Annotated in this window: 15 protein-coding genes, 1 pseudogene and 3 riboswitches; of the genes and pseudogenes, 3 read left to right on the forward strand and 13 right to left on the reverse strand. The window is 43.7% G+C overall.

Annotated features, from left to right (window positions below):
• Positions 1-56 precede the first annotated feature (56 nt).
• From nrdD to cobO, 10 genes and pseudogenes are all read right to left on the reverse strand, one after another.
• A complete protein-coding gene (nrdD, locus tag B4G81_RS14970; RefSeq protein WP_294083923.1) occupies positions 57-2,174 on the reverse strand; it encodes an anaerobic ribonucleoside-triphosphate reductase in 2,118 nt (705 codons plus the stop codon).
• A gap of 117 nt (positions 2,175-2,291) precedes the next feature.
• A riboswitch (cobalamin riboswitch) is annotated at positions 2,292-2,535 on the reverse strand.
• Between the two features lie 216 nt (positions 2,536-2,751).
• Entirely contained in the window at positions 2,752-4,284 is a 1,533-nt protein-coding gene (locus tag B4G81_RS14975) for an acyl-CoA carboxylase subunit beta (RefSeq protein ID WP_294083924.1), read from the reverse strand.
• A 108-nt stretch (positions 4,285-4,392) separates the two neighbouring features.
• Complete coding sequence (locus B4G81_RS14980; protein ID WP_294083926.1) at positions 4,393-4,908, reverse strand: biotin/lipoyl-containing protein; 516 nt, start codon at positions 4,906-4,908, stop codon at positions 4,393-4,395.
• Between the two features lie 158 nt (positions 4,909-5,066).
• A complete protein-coding gene (gene accC / locus B4G81_RS14985; protein WP_294083928.1) occupies positions 5,067-6,575 on the reverse strand; it encodes an acetyl-CoA carboxylase biotin carboxylase subunit in 1,509 nt (502 codons plus the stop codon).
• Positions 6,576-6,785: 210 nt separating this feature from the next.
• A complete protein-coding gene (gene metE / locus B4G81_RS14990) occupies positions 6,786-9,071 on the reverse strand; it encodes a 5-methyltetrahydropteroyltriglutamate--homocysteine S-methyltransferase (protein ID WP_294083930.1) in 2,286 nt (761 codons plus the stop codon).
• 167 nt (positions 9,072-9,238) lie between these two features.
• A riboswitch (cobalamin riboswitch) is annotated at positions 9,239-9,426 on the reverse strand.
• A gap of 52 nt (positions 9,427-9,478) precedes the next feature.
• Positions 9,479-10,474, reverse strand: a complete 996-nt coding sequence (gene nrdF / locus B4G81_RS14995) for a class 1b ribonucleoside-diphosphate reductase subunit beta (protein WP_294083932.1) — start codon at positions 10,472-10,474, stop codon at positions 9,479-9,481.
• 248 nt (positions 10,475-10,722) lie between these two features.
• Positions 10,723-12,813, reverse strand: coding sequence for a class 1b ribonucleoside-diphosphate reductase subunit alpha (gene nrdE / locus B4G81_RS15000; protein WP_294083934.1), 2,091 nt, complete (start codon positions 12,811-12,813; stop codon positions 10,723-10,725).
• A 66-nt stretch (positions 12,814-12,879) separates the two neighbouring features.
• Positions 12,880-13,260, reverse strand: coding sequence for a class Ib ribonucleoside-diphosphate reductase assembly flavoprotein NrdI (nrdI, locus tag B4G81_RS15005; protein ID WP_294083936.1), 381 nt, complete (start codon positions 13,258-13,260; stop codon positions 12,880-12,882).
• Positions 13,257-13,496, reverse strand: a complete 240-nt coding sequence (locus tag B4G81_RS15010) for a thioredoxin family protein (RefSeq protein WP_349678763.1) — start codon at positions 13,494-13,496, stop codon at positions 13,257-13,259. Before B4G81_RS15010 ends, nrdI begins: the two co-directional genes overlap by 4 nt.
• A gap of 228 nt (positions 13,497-13,724) precedes the next feature.
• Positions 13,725-13,930, reverse strand: a riboswitch (cobalamin riboswitch).
• Positions 13,931-14,099: 169 nt separating this feature from the next.
• Positions 14,100-14,642, reverse strand: a pseudogene (cobO, locus tag B4G81_RS15015) (cob(I)yrinic acid a,c-diamide adenosyltransferase); the annotation flags it as partial.
• Positions 14,643-14,686: 44 nt separating this feature from the next.
• Here cobO and B4G81_RS15020 point away from each other — a divergent pair.
• Positions 14,687-15,280 (forward strand): DUF2284 domain-containing protein, encoded by a 594-nt coding sequence (locus B4G81_RS15020; protein WP_294083940.1) that lies wholly within the window; start codon positions 14,687-14,689, stop codon positions 15,278-15,280.
• Here the strand turns inward: B4G81_RS15020 and B4G81_RS15025 are convergent.
• Together B4G81_RS15025 and B4G81_RS15030 are read right to left on the reverse strand one after the other, a co-directional pair.
• The gene (locus tag B4G81_RS15025; RefSeq protein WP_294083942.1) at positions 15,264-15,803 is read right to left on the reverse strand and encodes an epoxyqueuosine reductase QueH; all 540 of its coding nucleotides are present in this window, start codon (positions 15,801-15,803) and stop codon (positions 15,264-15,266) included. The genes B4G81_RS15020 and B4G81_RS15025 overlap by 17 nt on opposite strands.
• A 1-nt stretch (position 15,804) precedes the next feature.
• The gene (locus B4G81_RS15030; protein WP_294083944.1) at positions 15,805-17,298 is read right to left on the reverse strand and encodes a hypothetical protein; all 1,494 of its coding nucleotides are present in this window, start codon (positions 17,296-17,298) and stop codon (positions 15,805-15,807) included.
• Between the two features lie 200 nt (positions 17,299-17,498).
• On the opposite strand from B4G81_RS15030, the gene B4G81_RS15035 reads away from it, so the two are divergent.
• Both B4G81_RS15035 and B4G81_RS15040 read left to right on the forward strand, forming a co-directional pair.
• The gene (locus tag B4G81_RS15035; RefSeq protein WP_349678764.1) at positions 17,499-17,888 is read left to right on the forward strand and encodes a nucleotidyltransferase family protein; all 390 of its coding nucleotides are present in this window, start codon (positions 17,499-17,501) and stop codon (positions 17,886-17,888) included.
• Positions 17,881-18,156, forward strand: a complete 276-nt coding sequence (locus tag B4G81_RS15040; protein ID WP_294083946.1) for an antitoxin — start codon at positions 17,881-17,883, stop codon at positions 18,154-18,156. Before B4G81_RS15035 ends, B4G81_RS15040 begins: the two co-directional genes overlap by 8 nt.
• Before the next feature lie 137 nt (positions 18,157-18,293).
• Here the strand turns inward: B4G81_RS15040 and B4G81_RS15045 are convergent, their stop codons facing one another.
• Positions 18,294-19,847: a hypothetical protein gene (locus tag B4G81_RS15045; protein ID WP_294083948.1), complete on the reverse strand. Its 1,554-nt coding sequence runs from the start codon at positions 19,845-19,847 to the stop codon at positions 18,294-18,296.
• Positions 19,848-20,087 lie beyond the last annotated feature (240 nt).

The following is a 20,087-nucleotide window of genomic DNA, read 5'->3' on the forward strand; positions in this document are numbered from 1 at the left end:
CCAACTTACATATGAAACTTGGATTGATTACCCTTCCTTTTATACATCCCGATTTTTTAAAAGGCCGCCATTTCCTTTTTCGATTCCATTTTGCCATAGTAGCGGATAGATGCTTCTGCCTGACGTGGTACGGAGAAATTACTTACCCGTTTCATATAGCCGATGATACGTGTGAGATAATCTAAGTTTTTGGAACCACATGCCGGACATTGTTTAAGATAGCGCTTATCAATCTTGCCGCAGTCGTTACAAACCGTATTGGGAATATTGAAGGTGAAGTAATTGCATCCTTCCGTGGCGGCGACACGCAATAAATGGCGGTACTGTGCTTTGGAGAGATGTTCTTCGAGGTTCATATGAAGTGCCGATCCGCCTGTGAGATGAGCAATATAATCACGTCCATGGAGTCGGAATTTATCAATTACGTTAAGTGATGGGTCTTCCACCCGATAGAAATAGCTGTTATAGCAGTCACGCCGTACTTGATACCCATCTTCCTTGTCCCATTTGGCATGTTTCACTCCTACGTTCTCGGCAGGAATCATTTCGCAGTTGAACATCAATTCTTTCGACCGGTATTTTTTATTGTATCGTTCGATAATTCCAAGGATTTCCTGTACAAAAACCTTATAGCGGGGGTTGTCGTTGATTTCTATACCCAATGATTCGGCAGCTTCTACCAAACCATTCACACCTATTGTGAGGTACTGTCGACTAATATTGATAAACCCTGCATCGAATAAGGGGAGCATGCCTTTCTGCCGGAACATTTTCAGGTTCTCATTATAGGCGGTCTGCACTTTGTGTGTTAAATCAACTATCTCTTCGAGGAAGGTTGTATAGGATTGTCCTGTGCGTCGTGCGAATTGGACACATCGGTTCAGGTTGATAGTCAGCACGCTTTTCGATCCGGTAGAAACACCTCCCGCGCCGAGGGTATAACTAAAGCCGTTGTCCTGTATTTCATTGCGCAGCCGGCAGCAACTCGACAACGAATCGGCATTATCGCTCATATAGGTGAAGAACGAGTGTCCCCTGGCATACATTTCAGCTGTAAAATCGCCGTATTCGGTGTCCATTACATCCTCATCCTTCGTGAGTAATGCCATTGTTTCTACAGGGAAAGTGAGTACCGTTTTGGTACGCTCTTTATTGAACCACTGCATAAAATGTTTCTGGAGCCAGTTGAGCGATTTCCACAGGGGGCGTGATCCGTCGGGAAACACGAATTCTCCGAATAGGCTTTCGAAATAATACTTATCGTAGTAGGATATATTCCAGAAGACGGCTTGGAAATTACGTGCACCGGTCGGCTGATTAATGGAGTAGACGATCTGTTCAAAACAGTCGGTGATCACCTTGTCGAGTGTACGTTTCCGTTTCGATAGATCCACCACATCCCCGCTATGGGTGAAGTAATCGTCACCATATTCTTTACGGATGAAATAGTCCAGATACATCAGGAACTCGGGAGTGGCACAGGCACCGCTCAGCATGCTCGATACCATAAATACCATATTGATGAAACCGCCGCAGAACGATTTCAGGTTGGTAGGAGGGGTGGAATTTCCACCAATGCCCAAGGTACCATTCAGCAGCCATGGATACATGGTGATACTTGCACAATAATTGGCAAGGCTGGTCTCATCATTTTTATAGATGAAATGTTCATTCAGCATACCGATATATTTATCCGCGAGTTCTTTCCCGTACATCTCTTTTATCCGGTCGGTGATCATCTTCCGGTTCAGGTCGATAAAGCTCTTTTTGGGCAGTTCCCCGATGAGGGTGGCGATATTTTTCTTCTCCACGTTAGCGTTCGCGTCGAATTTACTTCCTGTGGCAGCATTCTGTGCATCGCAATAGTTCATCGGAAAGTTCATATTATCGCGTATTTCGCGGGTTTCGGTATGCTTTTGCCGGTAAAGCATATAAGATTTGGCGACAGAAAAATATTTCTCTGCCATCAGTGCCGTTTCTACCTGGTTTTGGATCTCTTCCACTGTCATCCCGTCGGAGACATGAAGACGTGAGAGGATAGCAATGAAATCATCCTGGGTGGCGAACGTGCCTACCGATAGAAATGCTTTTGCAATGGCATTTTCAATTTTTTGAATGGAGAAAGGGACACATTTACCATCCCGTTTCACGATCTGAATTGCTGGATTTTCCATACGATTTTGTTTTAGCGTGAATAGTATATACGAATGCCATTACACTTTTCGATACGGGAAAACAGCTGCCGGGACGGCGATCATCCAATTCGACCTTCTTTTTACCCGAAAGAGATCAAAAAGTGTATACATCTGGCAGGTCTTCTGACTCGCTCTCCCTTTGTGCATCCTTCCCGGCCTTTTTCAGTCCTCTCCCATAGGCAGAGGTCAGGTCAGTGGATATAAAATATTGCACAACGGCTTCCAAACAGAGCTTACAGCAGCGGGAACTGTTGCCGACTTTCACGGCATTCCCTTTTCATTCTATTCACAGCCTCTTTTTTAGTTTGTGTGAATAAAAACCAAATGCAAAACAAAGATAACTTTTCCTGGAAAATGAAATACAAAGTTTCCCTGAAAAGTTATCAACAATATTTATTCAAATATTTAAATAGTTTAAATTCAGAATATTATATTTATATTGTGCCAATATGGGCTGTGGAAAAATTATACAAAGTTTTCTATTTTGGGAATTGTGATGTGCACTTATCGAGGTGATATAATCCCTGTTTTGCCAATAAGACTGAAAAAAACTTTCCTACAACGGCATATTACCATGCTTCTTAGGTGGATTGGTCTCTGTTTTATTGGCCGTCATTTCCAATGCCTGGATCAGTTTATAGCGGGTATCTTTCGGCAAGATAATCTCGTCGACATATCCTTTCTCTGCAGCCCGATAAGGGTTGGAAAACAATTCGTTGTATTCGTTCAATGCTTTTTGGCGCTCTTCCTCATTCGATGAGCGATAAAGTACGTTTACCGCACCGGCCGCACCCATCACTGCAATTTCGGCATTCGGATAAGCCAGGTTCACATCCGCGCCCGATTCTTTTGACGACATGACAATGTATGCTCCCCCATAGGCTTTCCGGGTAATCAGTGTTATTTTGGGTATGGTAGCTTCCACATAGGCGAAGACAATTTTGGCACCGTGACGAATAATACCATTGTGTTCTTGGTCGCGCCCGGGAAGGAAACCCGGCACATCTTCAAAAGTGATGATAGGGATATCGAAGCAGTCGCAGAAACGTATAAACCGCGCTGCCTTGTCCGACGCATCGATATCAAGCACCCCCGCCAGATAGGCCGGTTGATTGGCGACGATCCCCACCGATCGACCTCCTAACCGTGCAAACCCCACCACAATATTTTGCGCAAATTGCGACATGATCTCGAAGAAGTAATGTTCATCCACCACCTCCTCAATGAGTTTTTTCATGTCATAGGGGATATTGGGATCGTCGGGAATCAACGTCTGCAAGTCGGGTGACTCACGATGAATGCTATCCTGTGTGGGCACTATCGGCGGATCTTCCATATTATTGGAAGGAAGGAAACTCAATAATTCACGAATCATCATCAATGTTTCCTCTTCATCCTCACCCACAAAGTGAGCCACGCCGCTTTTAGAAGCATGGGTATTGGCACCTCCCAACTCCTCTTTGGTCAGCTCTTCATGGGTGACCGTCTTCACGACATCTGGTCCCGTGACAAACATGTAGCTCTTCTCTTTCACCATAAAGATAAAGTCGGTGAGAGCAGGGGAATAGCAGGCCCCGCCGGCACAAGGTCCCAGAATAGCGGAAATTTGCGGTACAACACCCGAAGCTTTGATGTTCTGGTAAAAAATATCGGAATATCCGCTGAGTGCCATAACTCCCTCCTGAATACGTGCACCGCCCGAGTCGTTCAGCGCAATAACAGGAGCACCGTTTTTCATTGCCAGTTTTTGTACTTTTACAATTTTATTGGCATTCGTGCGGCTCAAAGAACCACCGTATACCGTGAAATCGTAGGCATATACATATACCAGTCGCCCTTCTATTTTTCCGTAGCCGGTTACAACTCCGTCTCCCGCTATGCGCTTGTTTTGCATGCCATAATCATGACATTCATGAAACACAAATTTATCTATTTCCACAAACGTATTCTCGTCCAACAGCATGTCGATCCGCTCACGGGCTGTTTGTTTACCGGCATTCTTTTGTTTTTCAATCGCTTTCTCTCCACCACCCAATTCGGCAGCTTTGTCTTTTTCCTCAAAAGAGTGATATATTTCCTGTAGTGTCATTATTGCTATTTTAATTCATTAAAATCAGGCTCTTTCTTGTAACGACAGAACTCTCAAGCTTGTAACGACGAACTCTCAAGCAAGCGCCTATGTTCTGTTCTTATTACTTTACTTGTCGGAATAGTCGGTTTTAAAAGAGATGAGTAACTGATCTCGTGCCACCGAATCGCCTTCCTCAACATGTATCTTCTCCACAACGGCATTCTGTGCTGCCGTATAAGTGCTCTGCATCTTCATGGCTTCCACCACAATAAGTGGATCACCCTGCTTCACTTCCATACCTTCGGACGCCATTACTTTTATGATTTTTCCCGGCATGGGAGATGTGATGGTTTCCTGTGCTTCTTCCACAGCTGCTTGCCGCCCTCTTAAGTATTTTTTCTGCGGATTAGACAGTTCGATGTCAAAATAACGGAAATTGGTAGTGATGGTGTATTTCCCTTCTGAGTGGCGCACCGATTCGGCGTTGTACGATCGTCCCTCATGGAGGATAGAACAGAATCCGTTTTCTGACATCACCACATCGATGTCATATATTTTTCCGTCCAGCGAGATTTCCACTTTATTTTCATCTTTTGAAATCAGTTCCACCTCGCATGTTCTGTCTCCTATTTTAGCTTTCATCGTTTTATAATTTAGAACCAAGCATCCCGAAACGTTTTTTTCCGTTTAAAAATGGGATGAAACAGTTGGGTTTTAACCTTGTTTCTTTAAAGATTCAAGAACTAAGAATCAAGACTTTTGATAAATAAAAGTTAAGTATTCTTCTATTCCTGATCAAATTATATCCTCAAAACTCCTTTTTGTTTGCCAAAGGCACGCCATCGGCTTATGGGAAGGTTGTCGGTAAGCGAAGATGACGGCGCATCATTGTTATTTACTATATAATCAATATAAGCGGCAATGATGGCCATATCTTCAATCTCGTTGTCATTCACTGCACTTTTATGCAACTTCTTGCTGTTGTCCTCGATAAAATGAGTGGTATAATTACCTTTCACAAAGTCACGCGTATCCATGATACGGCGGAGGTAATCGATATTGGTCTTTACGCCCGTGATCTTGTATTCATATAAGACACGGCGCATCCGTTCCAGCGCATAAATACGACTGGTAGCCCACACGATCAGCTTGCCAAGCATAGAATCGTAATAGACCGGAATCTCATACCCGTCATAAATAAAACTATCCACCCGCACACCTATTCCTTCAGGTGTCTGGATATGCCGGATGGTACCGGGCGACGGAGCGAAATTTTTCTCGGGATCTTCCGCACATATGCGGCACTCGATGGCATGTCCGCGTTGGTGTAAATTCTTCTGACGCAAGCGCAGTTTTTTTCCGTTGGCGATATGAATCTGCTCTTTTACCAGGTCCACACCCAATACCTCTTCTGTAATAGGATGTTCCACCTGAAGACGGGTATTCATTTCAAGAAAATAGAAATTCATATCCCCGTCCACCAAAAATTCAATGGTGCCTGCTCCGACATAACCGATAGATTTGGCTGCTTTGACAGCAATTGCGCCCATCGCCAGGCGGGTCTTCTCATCGATAAAAGGGGATGGACTTTCTTCCACAATTTTCTGATGACGTCGTTGCACCGAGCACTCACGGTCGAACAGATGTATCACATTCCCATGCGAATCCCCCAAAAACTGTATTTCGATATGGTGGGGCGATTCTATATATTTTTCGATATAGACCGAGTCGTTCCCGAATGAAGCCCTTGCTTCCGACTTGGCAGAATCATACGCTGCCTGTAATTGACTCTCTTCATATACCAAACGCATACCTTTTCCACCACCACCCGCAGTTGCTTTGATAATCACAGGAAACCCTATTTTGCGGCATACACGGAAGAGATCCCTCGGTTTCAAATCCTCTGATGTGCCGGGTACCACAGGCACTTTAGCTTTTATCATTGTACGGCGGGCCGATATCTTGTCTCCCATCGCCTCAATGCTCTCTGCAGATGGTCCGATAAAAATGATTCCTTCGTCCTTGCAACGGCGTGCGAAGTCGGCATTTTCACTCAAAAACCCATATCCGGGGTGAATGGCATCCGCTTTGAACTGTTTTGCCGCGTTAATGATTTTATCGACATTCAAGTAGCTCTCTTGTGAAGAGGCCAAGCCTATACATACTGCTTCATCGGCATAAGAGACATGCCTTGACGTGCGATCAGCCTCTGAATAAACAGCCACGGTTCTGATTCCCATCTCCTTACAGGTGCGCATGACACGTACGGCAATCTCACCCCGGTTTGCAATTAAAATCTTTTGTATCATTATTATAAAATGGAATTACACCAAATGATTTTTTAGAAGTTATAGTTGATATCCAACAAGTTATGATAGCAGTCATCACTAACTACAACAGATGAAACTCTTGATTTTCAATTCACCCTAAAAAGGGTACTGTTTAAACAATTTTTTTGCACAATTTGTTCTCTATTGTGCATAATTTGATCGAAAACAATATGGTTTTAGTTTTATTTTTTAATGTTCCCGCATCAATCGGGCAGCTTTTACCATCCTTCTCAGTGACTCCTCCGTCTCTTTCCAGCCTCGTGTTTTCAGTCCGCAGTCGGGGTTGACCCATAGCTGTTCCTGTGGGATAACGCGGGCGGCTTTTTTCAGCAGGTCGACGATCTCGTCTGTAGTTGGCACGCGCGGAGAGTGGATGTCATACACTCCTGGGCCAATATCGTTTGGGTAACTGAAACGGACAAAGGCGTCCAGCAGTTCCATTTGTGAACGGGAGCATTCAATGGTGATCACATCGGCATCCATCAATGCGATATGTTCGATAATATCGTTGAATTCAGAATAGCACATGTGTGTATGGATCTGCGTCTTGTCTTCTACGCCCGTGGAGGCAATAGAGAACGATCTTACAGCCCAGTCGAGGTAATTCTTCCAGTCGTTATGGCGGATCGGCAACCCTTCCTTGATTGCCGGTTCATCGATCTGGATGACCCTGATTCCTGCCTGTTCGAGGTCACGCACTTCGTCGCGGATAGACAATGCTATTTGCAGGCAGGTTTTGGAGCGCTCCTGGTCGTTCCTCACGAACGACCATTGCAGGATGGTGACCGGTCCGGTGAGCATTCCTTTCACCGGTCTGGTTGTAAGCAACTGTGCGTAGTTTGTCCAATAGAGGGTCATGGGGTGGGGACGGGACACATCCCCATAAATAACGGGCGGCTTCACACACCGTGAACCGTAACTCTGCACCCAGCCGAACCGGGTAAAGGCAAAGCCATCGAGTTGCTCACCAAAGTATTCCACCATGTCGTTCCGTTCAAACTCGCCGTGCACCAGCACATCCAGGCCGATCCTTTCCTGCCATTCGATGGTTTTTTTAGTTTCGGATTTCAGCAGCCGGTCGTATTCTTCCGCCGACAGTTCTCCCTTTTTGAATTTCGCCCGCCAGGAGCGCACCTCTTTCGTCTGGGGAAAAGAGCCGATGGTGGTAGTGGGATAGGAGGGAAGCTGCAATTCCTGTTGCTGTAGTTTCTTCCTCACAGGGAATGGGTTTCTCCGTCTGGCGTCATTGTCCGATACAGCGGCACAGCGTTCTTCCACCTTTTTGTTATGGATCAACGGGGAGGTGCGTTTGCTCTCCATCGCCCGACGGTTCTCTTCCAAGCGGCCCCGGACAGAGGCATCCCCTTCCGTCAGTTTTTTCAACAGTGCCAGTTCTTCCACCTTTTGCCTGGCGAAAGCCATCCACTGTTTTATTTCGGGCGTAAGCGCCTCTTCGTCCGTTTCCAGGTCGAGGTCGTAGGGTACGTGCAGGAACGACGACGATCCGGCGATCATCACCCGTCCAGTTCCCAGTCCGGCAACTGCTTTATAGATGAACTCCAGTGACCGGTCGAAATCGTTCTTCCAGATATTGCGGCCGTCCACCACGCCCAATGATAGGATCTTGTCCGACGGCAGTTGTGCCAGCACATCATCCAGCTGGGACGGCGCGCGTACCAGGTCGATATGCAGCGCATCCACCGGAAGGTTAACCGCCAGCGGCGTGTTGTCCCCCAACCCCTCGAAGTAAGTGGCGACCAGCAGTTTTAACCGTGGACAGGCTTTCCTGATGGCATCGTAGGCTGCGGTATATGCAATTTTTGTTTTTTCGTCGATATCGGTTACCAGAAACGGTTCGTCGAGTTGCACCCATACCGTTCCGGCCTCTTCCAATTCTTTCAGTAATTCGATATATATGGGCAGTAACCGTTCTAGCAACTCCAGCCGGTGGAATCCGGCTTCTTTTTCCTTGCCCGACAAGAGATAGGAGACCGGCCCGAGCAGTACCGGCTTGGTTTCGATACCCTGTGCTTTCCCTTCGCGGTACTCTTCGAGTGCCTTGTTGTAAAAGAGGGAGAAATGTTGGTTTTTGGTAAACTCGGGGACGATATAGTGGTAGTTCGTGTCGAACCACTTGGTCATTTCCATCGCGGTAATGTCTTTGCCTTCGCGCTGGTAACCGCGCGCCATGGCAAAATAGAGCGCCATCCTGTCGTTTTGCAGTGAAGCGTAACGGGCAGGAATGGCGCCAACCGTCAGTGTAGTATCCAGTACCTGGTTGTAGAAAGAGAAATCGTTCGACGGGACAAGGTCTATACCCGACTCTTTCTGAAGCGACCGGTTTTGTTGTCTGATATCCGCTCCTGTTTTGAGGAGTTCCTCTTCGGTGATGTTGCCCGCCCAGAAACTTTCGCAGGCTTTTTTGAGTTCGCGCCGGCTACCGATCCGCGGGTAGCCAAGAATGTTTGTTTGCATTTCTTTTAACTTATTAAAGTGAATAACCCATGAAGCTAAAAGTCTTTTCCGAACTTTTGCAATGCAACGGCTGATAAAAAAGATGGAGTAAATGCAGGAGATACTTCTGCCCTTGATCAATTAGGTAGAAACGAATGAGCCTGACCATATACTTTTATCGCGAAGCAATGTCAATCCGAATAAAGGCAGGTCTCCTGACTTGCACGATTTCCGCCGTCCTTCCCACCCCGATTGACAGGGCAGTGGATTGCTATGGGCGGAAACTTTGGCCGTGCTTACAGTTGCGCGACAGTCCACGATTCTCACGTGGTTCCCTATTATCCCTTTTTAGGGGGCACCTTACCGGTTGAAGAAATGATAAAAAGAACTTTTGTGCGGCAAAGATAAGGAAAAATAGATGAATACTATCAAATCTCCATCTCCAATTCTTTTTTCATGTCGAAATCCTCGTCGTGAAGATGTACCACCTCGAGGGTCTTTTCGTAGTTGGTCGATTTTTTGGAGAAGAAATCGTGTTGCGTCGTTTCCACATTCAATCCGTTCAGCACGATGGGATTCACCTCACTGACCTCGTAACGCGGCTCGAAGCCAAGGTTCATCAACGCCTTGTTGCCGTTGTAACGGATGTATTCCTTCACTTCAGATCCGAGGCCTACATCACTGTAAACATGATCGGTATACTTCATTTCGTTCTCGTAGAGCATATCCATCAGGATGAATAGTTCAGCTTTGAGTTTTTCCTTTTTCTTTTCGCTGAAAGTGTTGAATATCTCCTGCGCCAGCAAGCCGACAAACACGCCGTGGATCGACTCGTCGGCAATGATCTTTTTGATGATATCGCAACTGGCCACCATCTGCCCTTGTCCGGCCAGCCACAGGGGGAGGAAGAAACCGCTGTAGAACAGGAAGGTCTCAAGCATTACCGAAGCAACCAGTGCCATATAGATCTCTTCTTTCGAGACGTTCTCCTTATCGAGTTTCCGGTAATAGCTGTCGATGGTTTTGGCTTTAAATTGGAGCTGTTCGTTGGTGGATGCCCATTCGAAGATGGCATCTATTTCGGTGGTGGAAGCCACCGTGGTGAAGATGGTGGAGTAGGATTTGGCGTGGATGGCCTCCATCATACACATATAGGAGAGTACCGATTTATTTTGCAATCCCTCGATATGGTCGATCACCTTTGGCATGCCGGTATGGCTTTGCAGGGTATCGAGCAGGGTGAGTCCGCCCAGTGCTTTTTTATAGGCTTCACGCAATTCAGGTGAAAGTGACTTCCAGGAGTCGATATCTTTCGAGGGGATGTATTCGGTGTCGATCCAGAACTGTTTCAGGTTTTGTTCCCAGAACATCTCCACATAGTCGTTCTCGGGAGTATTCCAGTTGACGGCTTTAAATTGTTTCATTATTTTGTTTGGATTATATGATTCTTTATATTCTTCTTTTTGCAGTTGTATGATTGCGACTAAAGCATCCGACTGCCGATGTTTTGTGGCCTATTGCAGCTCTTGTCCGCTAAAAGAGTAGAAAATCGCTTCGCTAACTACTCTTTTTACGCTCACTTCGAGCTATGGGTCCCCACAAAACATCTAAAGGTCTCCGCTTTAGTTTGCAATCATATTCCAAATATGCTTGTGAGAATCCAATTGTTCAATTACACCGAGCAGGAGATGCAGTCCTCGACTGTTGTTTTCCTTGTCCGGGTATAATACAATGATTTCAATCCCGCTTTATGGGCATAGATATAATACCTTGCCAGGTCGCGGGTGGTATGGCTGCTCTTGGTATGCAGGATGGTCGATATACCCTGGTCGACGTGCCGCTGGATCACCGAGATCAGCCTGATTACCTTCATCTGGTCCATGTCATACGCCGATTTGTAGAAGAAATAATTATCGTTGGTGAGGTAGGGCATCGGGTAGAACGATGTGCTGTCACCATATTCGCGCACCTCGATCGTATCCACCACCGGCATTACCGAAGCGGTGGAACTCATGATGTACGACGTCGACTGGTTAGGCGCTATCGCCAGTCGGTAGGCATGATACAGACCATGTTGCATTACTTGCTCCTTCAGGCTCTTCCACTCTTCGATCCCCGGGATTTCAATCCCTTCAAACAGCGCTTTTACCTTATCGGTTTTAGGCAGGTACTCCTGTTCGGTATATTTGTCGAAATAGGTGCCTTTGGCATATTCCGACTTGTCGAAATCCTTGAAGACAATTCCTCTTTCCCGGGCGATCTCCATGGAGCGTTCCAGCGAGTAGAAATTCATCATCATGAAAAATACGTTACAGAAGTCGAGCGCCTCCGTACTCTCGTATGCGATAAAATTCTTGGCGAACAGCCCATGCAGGTTCATCGCGCCCAGTCCCACGCTGTGCAACTCCTCGTTGGCTTTTTTGATGGAAGGAACGATGTCGATATTAGAAATATCCGAAACTACCGTCAAGGAGCTAATGGCCGTTTTTACCGCTTCCTTGATCCGCTTGTTGTCCATCACGGTGACAATGTTCAACGAGCCCAGGTTGCAGGAAATACCGCGACGGATCACATCCTCCTCGTAATAATCGTTGATCTCCGATACTTCCGATAACTGCATGATCTCGGTACAGAGGTTGGAGAATTTCACTTCACCGATATCTTTTAGTGCATGCCCACGATTGGCGTTATCCTTAAAGAAAAGGTAGGGATAACCACTCTCCTTCTGTGTTTGGGCAATCTTTACCAGCATCATCCGGGCGTTGAGTTTTTTCTTCCTCACTTTGGGATTGTCAATCAGTTCGGTGTACATCTCGTTGATATCCATCTCGTCGAGGTACTGCCCGTACGCCTGATAGACGGTATGCGGATAGAACACATAAAACGGTTCATCCTTTTCGGCAAGCTCCATGAACTTGTCGGGCACCACCACGCCGATGGAAAGCGATTTTATACGCACCTTCTCGTCTACGTTGATCTTCTTACAATCGAGGAATTCCTCGATATCGGAGTGGAATACGTTCAAATAAACCGCTCCGGCACCGGGCCGCTGCCCTAACTGATTGGCATAAGAGAAGACATCTTCCAACAATTTCATCACCGGCAATACCCCGCTGGCACGTCCCTCCACACCTTTTATCGCTTCGGAGCGTCCGCGCAGTTTGGAGAGGTTGAGTGCCACACCGCCACCGATGGAGGAGAGCTTCATTGAAGAGTTAATGGCATAGCCGATGCCGTTCAAGTTGTCACCAATCTCATCGAGGAAGCAGGAGACCAGCTCTCCCGACCGCTTTTTGCCGGCATTCAGGAAGGTGGGCGTGGCGGGTTGGTATTCCTGATTGATAAACAGTTCGGCATACTCCATCGCCTTGTCAATATCGCCCCGACCAAGATAGAGGGCTGCGCACGCCAGTCGGTCCTCATACCGCTCCAGGAATTTCTCGCCGCTATCATCCCGCAGCGCATAGTTCTGGAAGAACTTGAATGCACTGATATAGGAGGGAAAACGGAATTTCTTACGGTACATCAAATCGTATACCTGCTTGACCTCTTCAAAGGAGTACCATTCCAGCAGGTTCTCGTAATAATTGTTTTCGATCAGGTAATCAATCTTTTCTTTTAGCGTATAAAAGAAGACGGTATTTTTGTTCACATATTCAAGGAAGTAGGAGCGCACCGCCTCTTTGTCCTTCCCGAACTGAAACTCATCGTCCTTTTTCACCATCACCTGGTTGTTGAGTAATATCCAGTTTTTTACTTTCATTTTTTTAGAATCAAGAGCCAAGAGCCAAGACTATTTTTATAGTAAAGAATTCAGACTTTTGGTACATTAAAAATTATACATAGGCTGATACGCATTCACTTTCTCGATAAAGCTATTCACCTCCCGTTCCAACCCGGACAGTTCGAATTTCAACAGCACCGGTATATCGTATTTTGCAGAAATTTTATCGGCTGCCAGTCCGAAATTGGCTCCCCAGTTCATATTTCCGCTCGAGGAGACAGAGAGGATAGAGGAATGGTTTGTCTGCATGAACCGTTCTGTGGATTCCGGGACCTGACCAATTTTCGTAGTATAAGTGATCAAGTGACCGGGTTTTAATGCGACCAATTGACCGGTTATTTTCAGGCATTGCCATTCGGTTTTGGCCGCTATCTTGCGTACGAAACGTTCCACGTTACCCGTCCTGCTGTCGTAATAGATGGTCATAACTGTGCTGCCATTGCATTTAGCTTCTCCGGATCATAGCCTACAATGCGTGCCAGCTCCTCGTTTCCATCAATCAGAATTGTAGTGGGAACGGAGCGTACTCTATGCCTCATGGCCAATTCGGGGCTATTGAACGGATTGATTGCTTCAAAAGCAATGTTCTTATTCTCAAGAAACTGAGATACCATTACGCAGGGATTGCAATCTTCTTTTTCAAACTTGACGATCTTTTTCATATGTAAATTATTGATTTTTAAACATATCATATGGAACTCGCAATAATCATCTTTGTTTTGCATAATGACTTTTATGTCGGTTCTATTTTGATTTGTTATGTATGTAATTAATTAATATAGTCTATATACGTAATACGTATAACAATCCTGTCATACATTTGATAAATAAATACCGAAAGAGTTGTTTAAAATTCCCGTAATGTTATTTTCTTTATCATCCCGAAAGAAAATTCAATTTTTATTTTGGCAGGTCTTCTGACTTACTCTGTTTCCGGCAGCCTTCCCTTTACAAATAAATAAAAGTGGCAAAAAGAATTGCGAAAACATTTGAATGAGTTTACAGCAGCGGGTTCTGTTCAGGACTTACACCTGATTCCCTTTTCATTCCGGTCGAGAGGCCTCTCCGCCGGAACACCAAAACGTGCTACAAATATCGAATAAAAAAATGGAATTGGCACCTTAAAAGATATTTTATTTTCTATGAAGTATCGACAAAGTTTATATAAATGGAAAACTTTAGTTTTATTTTATATCAAAAAGTTTTCCTTTTTGAAAATTATAATGCGCACTTCATATGGAATCCTTTCCAATCTGCAAAAAAAATTATTTATCAAATCCATTGCGGGATAGAATGCCTTGAGTGTAATAATGTTTTATTTCCCGCATGTCGGTTACAAGATCGGCGATGTCGATAATCTCTTGAGGTGCATATCTTCCAGTAATGATCACTTCTGTTGAAGTACGTCGATTTTGAAGGCTTTCAATGACATCTTGCATGTCGAGCAGTTTATAATGAAGCGCTATATTGAGTTCGTCGAGTATTACGAGGTCATATTGTCCGGAATGCAACAGATGCTTACTTTTCTTCCATCCTTGACGGGCTGCATCAAAGTCTTCAGAAGTAGGATCGCCATCAATAAAGCAACGCCGGCCAAACTGTTCAATTTTTACATTCGAGTGGAGGTTCTCTATATCTGTCTCGTTATATTTGATACTTTTGATGAATTGACCTATATATACTCTCTTGCCGGCACCTAATGCCCGGACTGCAAGCCCGAACGCAGCAGTAGTTTTACCTTGTCCGTTACCGGTATATATATGGATGTAACCTTTATTTTCCATGAAACAAAGATATATCTTTTCTTTATTTGTTTTATATTTGGGACTTTATTTTGTCTGCACGGTTTCTTATGTTGAAAATTAAAAACATCGTAAAACGGGTTTCTGCCTGTGATTATATAAACAATTACCGGGACGCCTGTCGTTTTATAGAATATTGCAAAGAATGCAACAAGTATGGTACTATGTGGGTATGTCCCCCTTACCGGTTTGAGCCGCTCTCCCGCATTGAAAACTATAAATATGTTTATATAGTAGGAACAAAAGTGTTTATAGACGAAGTTACACGCCATACCCCGACCAATCCTCAAGAGCAGAAGGATATTTCATACTGTATAATGGAAGAGACCCGTAAAGGTATAGATGGACGATTACTCGGTCTTGAGAAGCAATATCCCGGCAGTCTGGTTTTTTTTGCGGGAAGTTGTTTTCTATGCAGTAAGGAAGAGTGTACACGGAGTAAAGGTCAGGAGTGTATTTTCCCTGAAAAAGCTCGATCTTCGTTAGAAGCATACGGGTTCGACATTGCGAGAACCACATCCGAGCTTCTGGGTATCACACTTATATGGAGCGAAAATCTTGTTTTGCCTGAATATTTCACACTCGTAAGTGCGGTTTTCTCGGATCACGAAATCGATTTGGTGAATTTTACTTCCTTATGCTGAATTCGCAACCGCAATATTGCTGGTTATAAAAGTTATTCTCCTGTAACAATATATTTCGTCGTTCGGTCAATCCCTCTTTTCGCCAGTTCTTATCCCAGAAAGTCACATTCTCGACCGTGGAGGCGGCCCGGTTGCCCGCTTCGAATATATGCACAAGGTTTTTCCAACGGGAAGAGGCAAGGGTAGTGGTAAACACAGGAAAACCGGATTGTGCGGCGAGGAGTGCGGTAGCCTGCAGGCGTATTTCAAAACAGCGGCGACAGCGATTACCCCTTTCCGGTTCATTTTCGAGGCCTTTAATTCGTTGGAGCCATTCGGCATGATCGTAGTCGCCATCGATAATCTCAAGACCCAACGACTCCGCGTACCGTGTGCATTCGTTCTTCCGTTTCAGGTACTCCTCTTCCGGGAAGATATTGGGATTGAAATAGAACAATGTGGGACGCATATCGTGCATCATCATCCATTCTATGATAGCGGCCGAACAAGGGGCGCAACAGCAGTGTAGCAATACTTTTTCCATGTCACAATCCTATGAATATACACCGTTGGGAATATAATTTATCACTCTCTTCCATTCCGTCCACCCATTCCTTTATCCCGTAGGCATCCATTATCTGCTTGTCATAAACGGAAAAAGCATACCGGTCTGTTCCCTTCGAATACTGCAGATAGGTCATCCCGTTCCGGACAATTTTTTTCATTTTCGTCTCATCCATTCCATTGAATGAAAAAGCCTTGATGGTTTCGGAAGGTTTTGCTTCCCGGTAAAGGATATTCAACCGGTAGAACTTCTGTTTCTCCTCTTTTATCTCCGCTGCCAGTTGGGTAGCGTCTTCACCCGGGGAGAGTTCCCGGGAATCAATCAGCACGTTATCCCCGAAACGGGTTACGAGACAGACATGGAGATAACTCTTCCCGTTATCGCTTTGGTTTACAATTTCGATACGGGGTTCCTGCATAGCAGGCGGCGTTTTGTTTTCGTCGATATATTCTTTTGCCCTCTCCTTGAAATTCTCTTCCAACAAGAAATCATAGAGCGGTTGAAGTCCTTGATCCTCGTCCGCAATGAGAGCCAGGTTGTCGTTATTAAAAGTCTTAGCCCAGGGAGTAAGGTGCACCTTGATTTTATCTACCTTCGCCAGATGCGACAACTCCCGGAATTCTCCGCCTCCACCTATATTTTGGATGGATATCTCCACATCGGTGATGTTCGGATCCTTACTTTTCTGGTCAGTGTATATATATTCATTACGGACCGAGTTTCCTTCCTTATCCACGGCTTCTTCCGTGTGGTTTATGCCGGAGATATAAGAAGAAAATGCCGCCTTTTTTTCGGAATCGGAGGCTTCTCCCCGGTATAATCCGGTATAGAATGCCACAGTTTTGTATCCTGTCACGAAATTCATAAGAAGATAAGAACCGTAATCATCGATTACCTTGTCGATACTGTTGTGATGCAGCTTGTCTAAAAATTCGGGAAGGAGATATTTTTCGGCGATTATCCCTTTTATGTAAGTAGAGGCCATGGACCTGTATAATATTTCAATTCTTTCATTGACCACCTCCGCAAATAGTCGTCCCGGTCGGTTTAATTTACCGGATGGTAGCAATTCATCGAGTCCTTTATCGCTGAAAGAGGTAACTTGCACATATTGTTTTGGATCAGCTACTACGAAAGATTGATATTCGGAGGTGAGGAGTTTTCTCGCCTCGAAAAAATGGGGTTCTTCGGTGAAGACTCTTTCAATGTCAATAACCGGCCGGTCTGCCGATAGGGAGTCGCCTCTCAGTCTGGTACCCTCTTTCTGCCCCGTTCCCCAGTATTGGGAGTAGTCGCCATCTTTGATTCCCGAATGGGTATAAGGCGTGAAAAATATATCGGTTTTTGCTTCGGGAGTATTGTCCTCCGGATTATCTACTATTTCCTCCGGATTATCAATACCATTGATAGGGTCATCCGAACTGCAGGCAAAAGTAATTGCCAACAACATGCAAAAAAATATTTTCCGTTTCATAAGTCAAATCGTGCGAACAAGATGCAGGCACATAAAGAGTCTTTTCCTATACAAAAATAGCACAAAACAGGTTGAAAAGCTATTCTTTCCCGAATTATTTTGTTTTAAAGTTCGTCAGTGAAAATCATGCACTTTTTCAGTGCAAGGCTTTAGCTTCTACAAATAGTTAGTTATTTTGTAATCGGATAGAAACAACTATAATGACATATCAGGATGCGCCCCTTAGAAAAACTCAAACAAGTTTGGTTTTTCTCTCACCTTTCACTATTTTTGTAGCAACTGATTTAAACAGATTAATGGCAACGCGCGAAGAATATATAAGATTATTGCGCAGTTTTGTTTCAGAGCATGGTGCAGAATACGGAATTTCTCGGATTGGGATTTTCGGTTCAGTAGCACGTGGCCAACAGACAGAAGATAGTGATGTGGACGTTCTGATAGAAGCTCCCGTCTTAGACTTGTTATCGCTCATAGGTATAAAACATCGTTTGGAAGAGATATTAGGTTCTCCCGTAGATGTAGTACGTAAAACTGAATATATGCCCTTACAATTCAGGAGTCAGATTGAAAAGGAGGTTATTTATGTATGATTTGGAACTGATCATAAATGGGTTGCACAATATCGAAAAGTCGCTATTGCATATTATTGATCGTACTTCGTGGATTGAAACCGTTGATGATTTCCTTAAAACCCCTTCCGGAGTAGATGCACTCGACATTACTGCGATAAGGCTTATGGCTGTGGGTGAAGAGATCAAGAAAATCGAGAGACGGAGTAGAAGTGAATTACTGTCTCAATATTCTGAAATGGAATGGAAAAATATTATGGGATTTCGCGATTTTATCGCCCATGCTTAGGGGTGGATGATTCGAGAATGAGTCGGTTTAGGCATGAGGTTTGTAGTTTATTCCGGTGGCAGGAGAATATAAAAAGAGCCCCACGTTTTTTGATTTAATACGGGGGCTCTTTTCGATTTAGCGTAACAAAGTTCTTCTTATAAAGCAACTTTATAGTGATTTTTTCTTATAGTTTCTAAGCTGATACTATTGTTAACTGGCAAACTATTTATAAGGTTTTGAAATATATAGGATTTGACCACTTTGTCGTTGTATAGTGTATAAGCTATTTTTTTGCCGGTGGCTTGTACGGAAGTTAGAAGATAAATTTTGCCGGTGCTTGAATCTATGAATTTAGTCATATTATCCATATCAAATTCATTAATATCATCCGAAACATTCGCATATAGAGAATTTTGACTATCATCTAATGTCTTGTAATAGTTTGGCAAACCCTCAATTGCCAGATTTGGAAAAATTTTCTTTATTCTTTCGGCTTCTTCCACTAAATATGCTGAAGCTTGTGTCGGAAACATGGATGCTCTTTTTAATGGAATATACTCTCCATATCTTGTTTTTATGCTTGTTTCATAAACAGCTATTTGCTGATTATAAAAGACCATTCTTATGCTTATGCAAGGCTCCTGCATATATTTGAATTTATTTTCGGGCGTAGGACCGAATTCATAGTATCGGTATAGAGCATTCTTTAAATTATCTTCCTCTATGAAGTCGGCTAAAGGAATAAGCGATTTTTCAGGCAAAGCAGCTATAGTAAGTTCTTCTTTATTTGCTAAAGAATTACACCAATTAGTAATATCAAAGTTGGTTTCATCAATGTTTTTAGGTGTGGTGAATTTTGAATAGGCTGGTAATCCGCCCACTGTCCGTATAGAGAATTGAACTTTCGTAAACGAATTGGTTTCAAATTGTTCTGTACCGGGAGTTCTTCCTAATACGAAGCGTTGATAATCATCATTGGAGGCACTTAATGTGCTTTTTTTATTGTTATTTTCTTTCAAATCAATAGTTGCATTGATTTCACGATCAAGATTTTTCTCAATTATGCTTTCTTCATTATGAGTGTCTGTTTTGGACTCTGCCTCATAGAGAGCATATGCTTGTGCTCCTGAATAAAATTTTATTAAGACGAAAGCACCATACTCTTCGATTAATTCATCTGTCGAAAGTCGATATAGCATGTTCAAAAATGATTTATCCATATAATCTTCAAAAACTTCATCTCGAATGCTCACGGGTAATACGAATTCATAATATCTATCATAAAATTTTACACTCAATTCGCCATTCACCCGTTTGCTTTCTTGTATGATCGAACCTTTAAAAATTTCGGTACTTTTTTTCTTTGAACTTATTGAGAAAACTTTAAAATCCAACTTAAATCCACTACTGATAGTCTTACTTTTATTGATTTTTATTTCGTATCTATCGTAGCCTGCATAAGAAGAATAATCGGTATCGGATTTTTTTGCGGGAAGAGATTTGACGGCGTTTGGATAATCAGCTAAATATTTAGGCATATCTATAACTGGAGAGCCTATATTTACACCATCTTCATATGGAAACTCTCTCAATCTGAAAGAACTCCCAAGAAAACTTTTAAAATCAGTAGTTTCGGTTCTGGTTTGTAGTGCTCTTGACTTAGGTTCATCATAAATTGGAAGAGGATAGTTTGCATTCCTTTTTTGCAAAATTATCCTGTCAAGAGTATTTTCTACATCATTGACATCCAGAATATTTTCCTTGTCGGAACAGCCAATGAAGAAACTTATAGTAACAAGATAATGGCGACCATGAATAATTTTTTTTGTTTCATAATCAATAAATTCTTTTTAAGAATCTGTTTTGAATTTAGAAATATTAATATAATATATTGAATATCAGCTGGTTGATTGGATATTATTTCGTAACTTTATGGTTACCAAGACATA

Source organism: Proteiniphilum sp. UBA5384 (assembly GCF_002410825.1).
GTDB lineage: Bacteria > Bacteroidota > Bacteroidia > Bacteroidales > Dysgonomonadaceae > Proteiniphilum.

Excerpts from the sequence above, each read along its gene's own strand:
- nrdD (WP_294083923.1), bottom strand. The coding sequence starts at position 2,174 with ATGGAAAATCCAGCAATTCAGATCGTGAAACGGGATGGTAAATGTGTC.
- B4G81_RS14975 (WP_294083924.1), bottom strand. The coding sequence starts at position 4,284 with ATGACACTACAGGAAATATATCACTCTTTTGAGGAAAAAGACAAAGCT.
- B4G81_RS14980 (WP_294083926.1), bottom strand. The coding sequence starts at position 4,908 with ATGAAAGCTAAAATAGGAGACAGAACATGCGAGGTGGAACTGATTTCA.
- accC (WP_294083928.1), bottom strand. The coding sequence starts at position 6,575 with ATGATACAAAAGATTTTAATTGCAAACCGGGGTGAGATTGCCGTACGT.
- metE (WP_294083930.1), bottom strand. The coding sequence starts at position 9,071 with ATGCAAACAAACATTCTTGGCTACCCGCGGATCGGTAGCCGGCGCGAA.
- nrdF (WP_294083932.1), bottom strand. The coding sequence starts at position 10,474 with ATGAAACAATTTAAAGCCGTCAACTGGAATACTCCCGAGAACGACTAT.
- nrdE (WP_294083934.1), bottom strand. The coding sequence starts at position 12,813 with ATGAAAGTAAAAAACTGGATATTACTCAACAACCAGGTGATGGTGAAA.
- nrdI (WP_294083936.1), bottom strand. The coding sequence starts at position 13,260 with ATGACCATCTATTACGACAGCAGGACGGGTAACGTGGAACGTTTCGTA.
- B4G81_RS15010 (WP_349678763.1), bottom strand. The coding sequence starts at position 13,496 with ATGAAAAAGATCGTCAAGTTTGAAAAAGAAGATTGCAATCCCTGCGTA.
- B4G81_RS15020 (WP_294083940.1), top strand. The coding sequence starts at position 14,687 with ATGTTGAAAATTAAAAACATCGTAAAACGGGTTTCTGCCTGTGATTAT.
- B4G81_RS15025 (WP_294083942.1), bottom strand. The coding sequence starts at position 15,803 with ATGGAAAAAGTATTGCTACACTGCTGTTGCGCCCCTTGTTCGGCCGCT.
- B4G81_RS15030 (WP_294083944.1), bottom strand. The coding sequence starts at position 17,298 with ATGAAACGGAAAATATTTTTTTGCATGTTGTTGGCAATTACTTTTGCC.
- B4G81_RS15035 (WP_349678764.1), top strand. The coding sequence starts at position 17,499 with ATGACATATCAGGATGCGCCCCTTAGAAAAACTCAAACAAGTTTGGTT.
- B4G81_RS15040 (WP_294083946.1), top strand. The coding sequence starts at position 17,881 with ATGTATGATTTGGAACTGATCATAAATGGGTTGCACAATATCGAAAAG.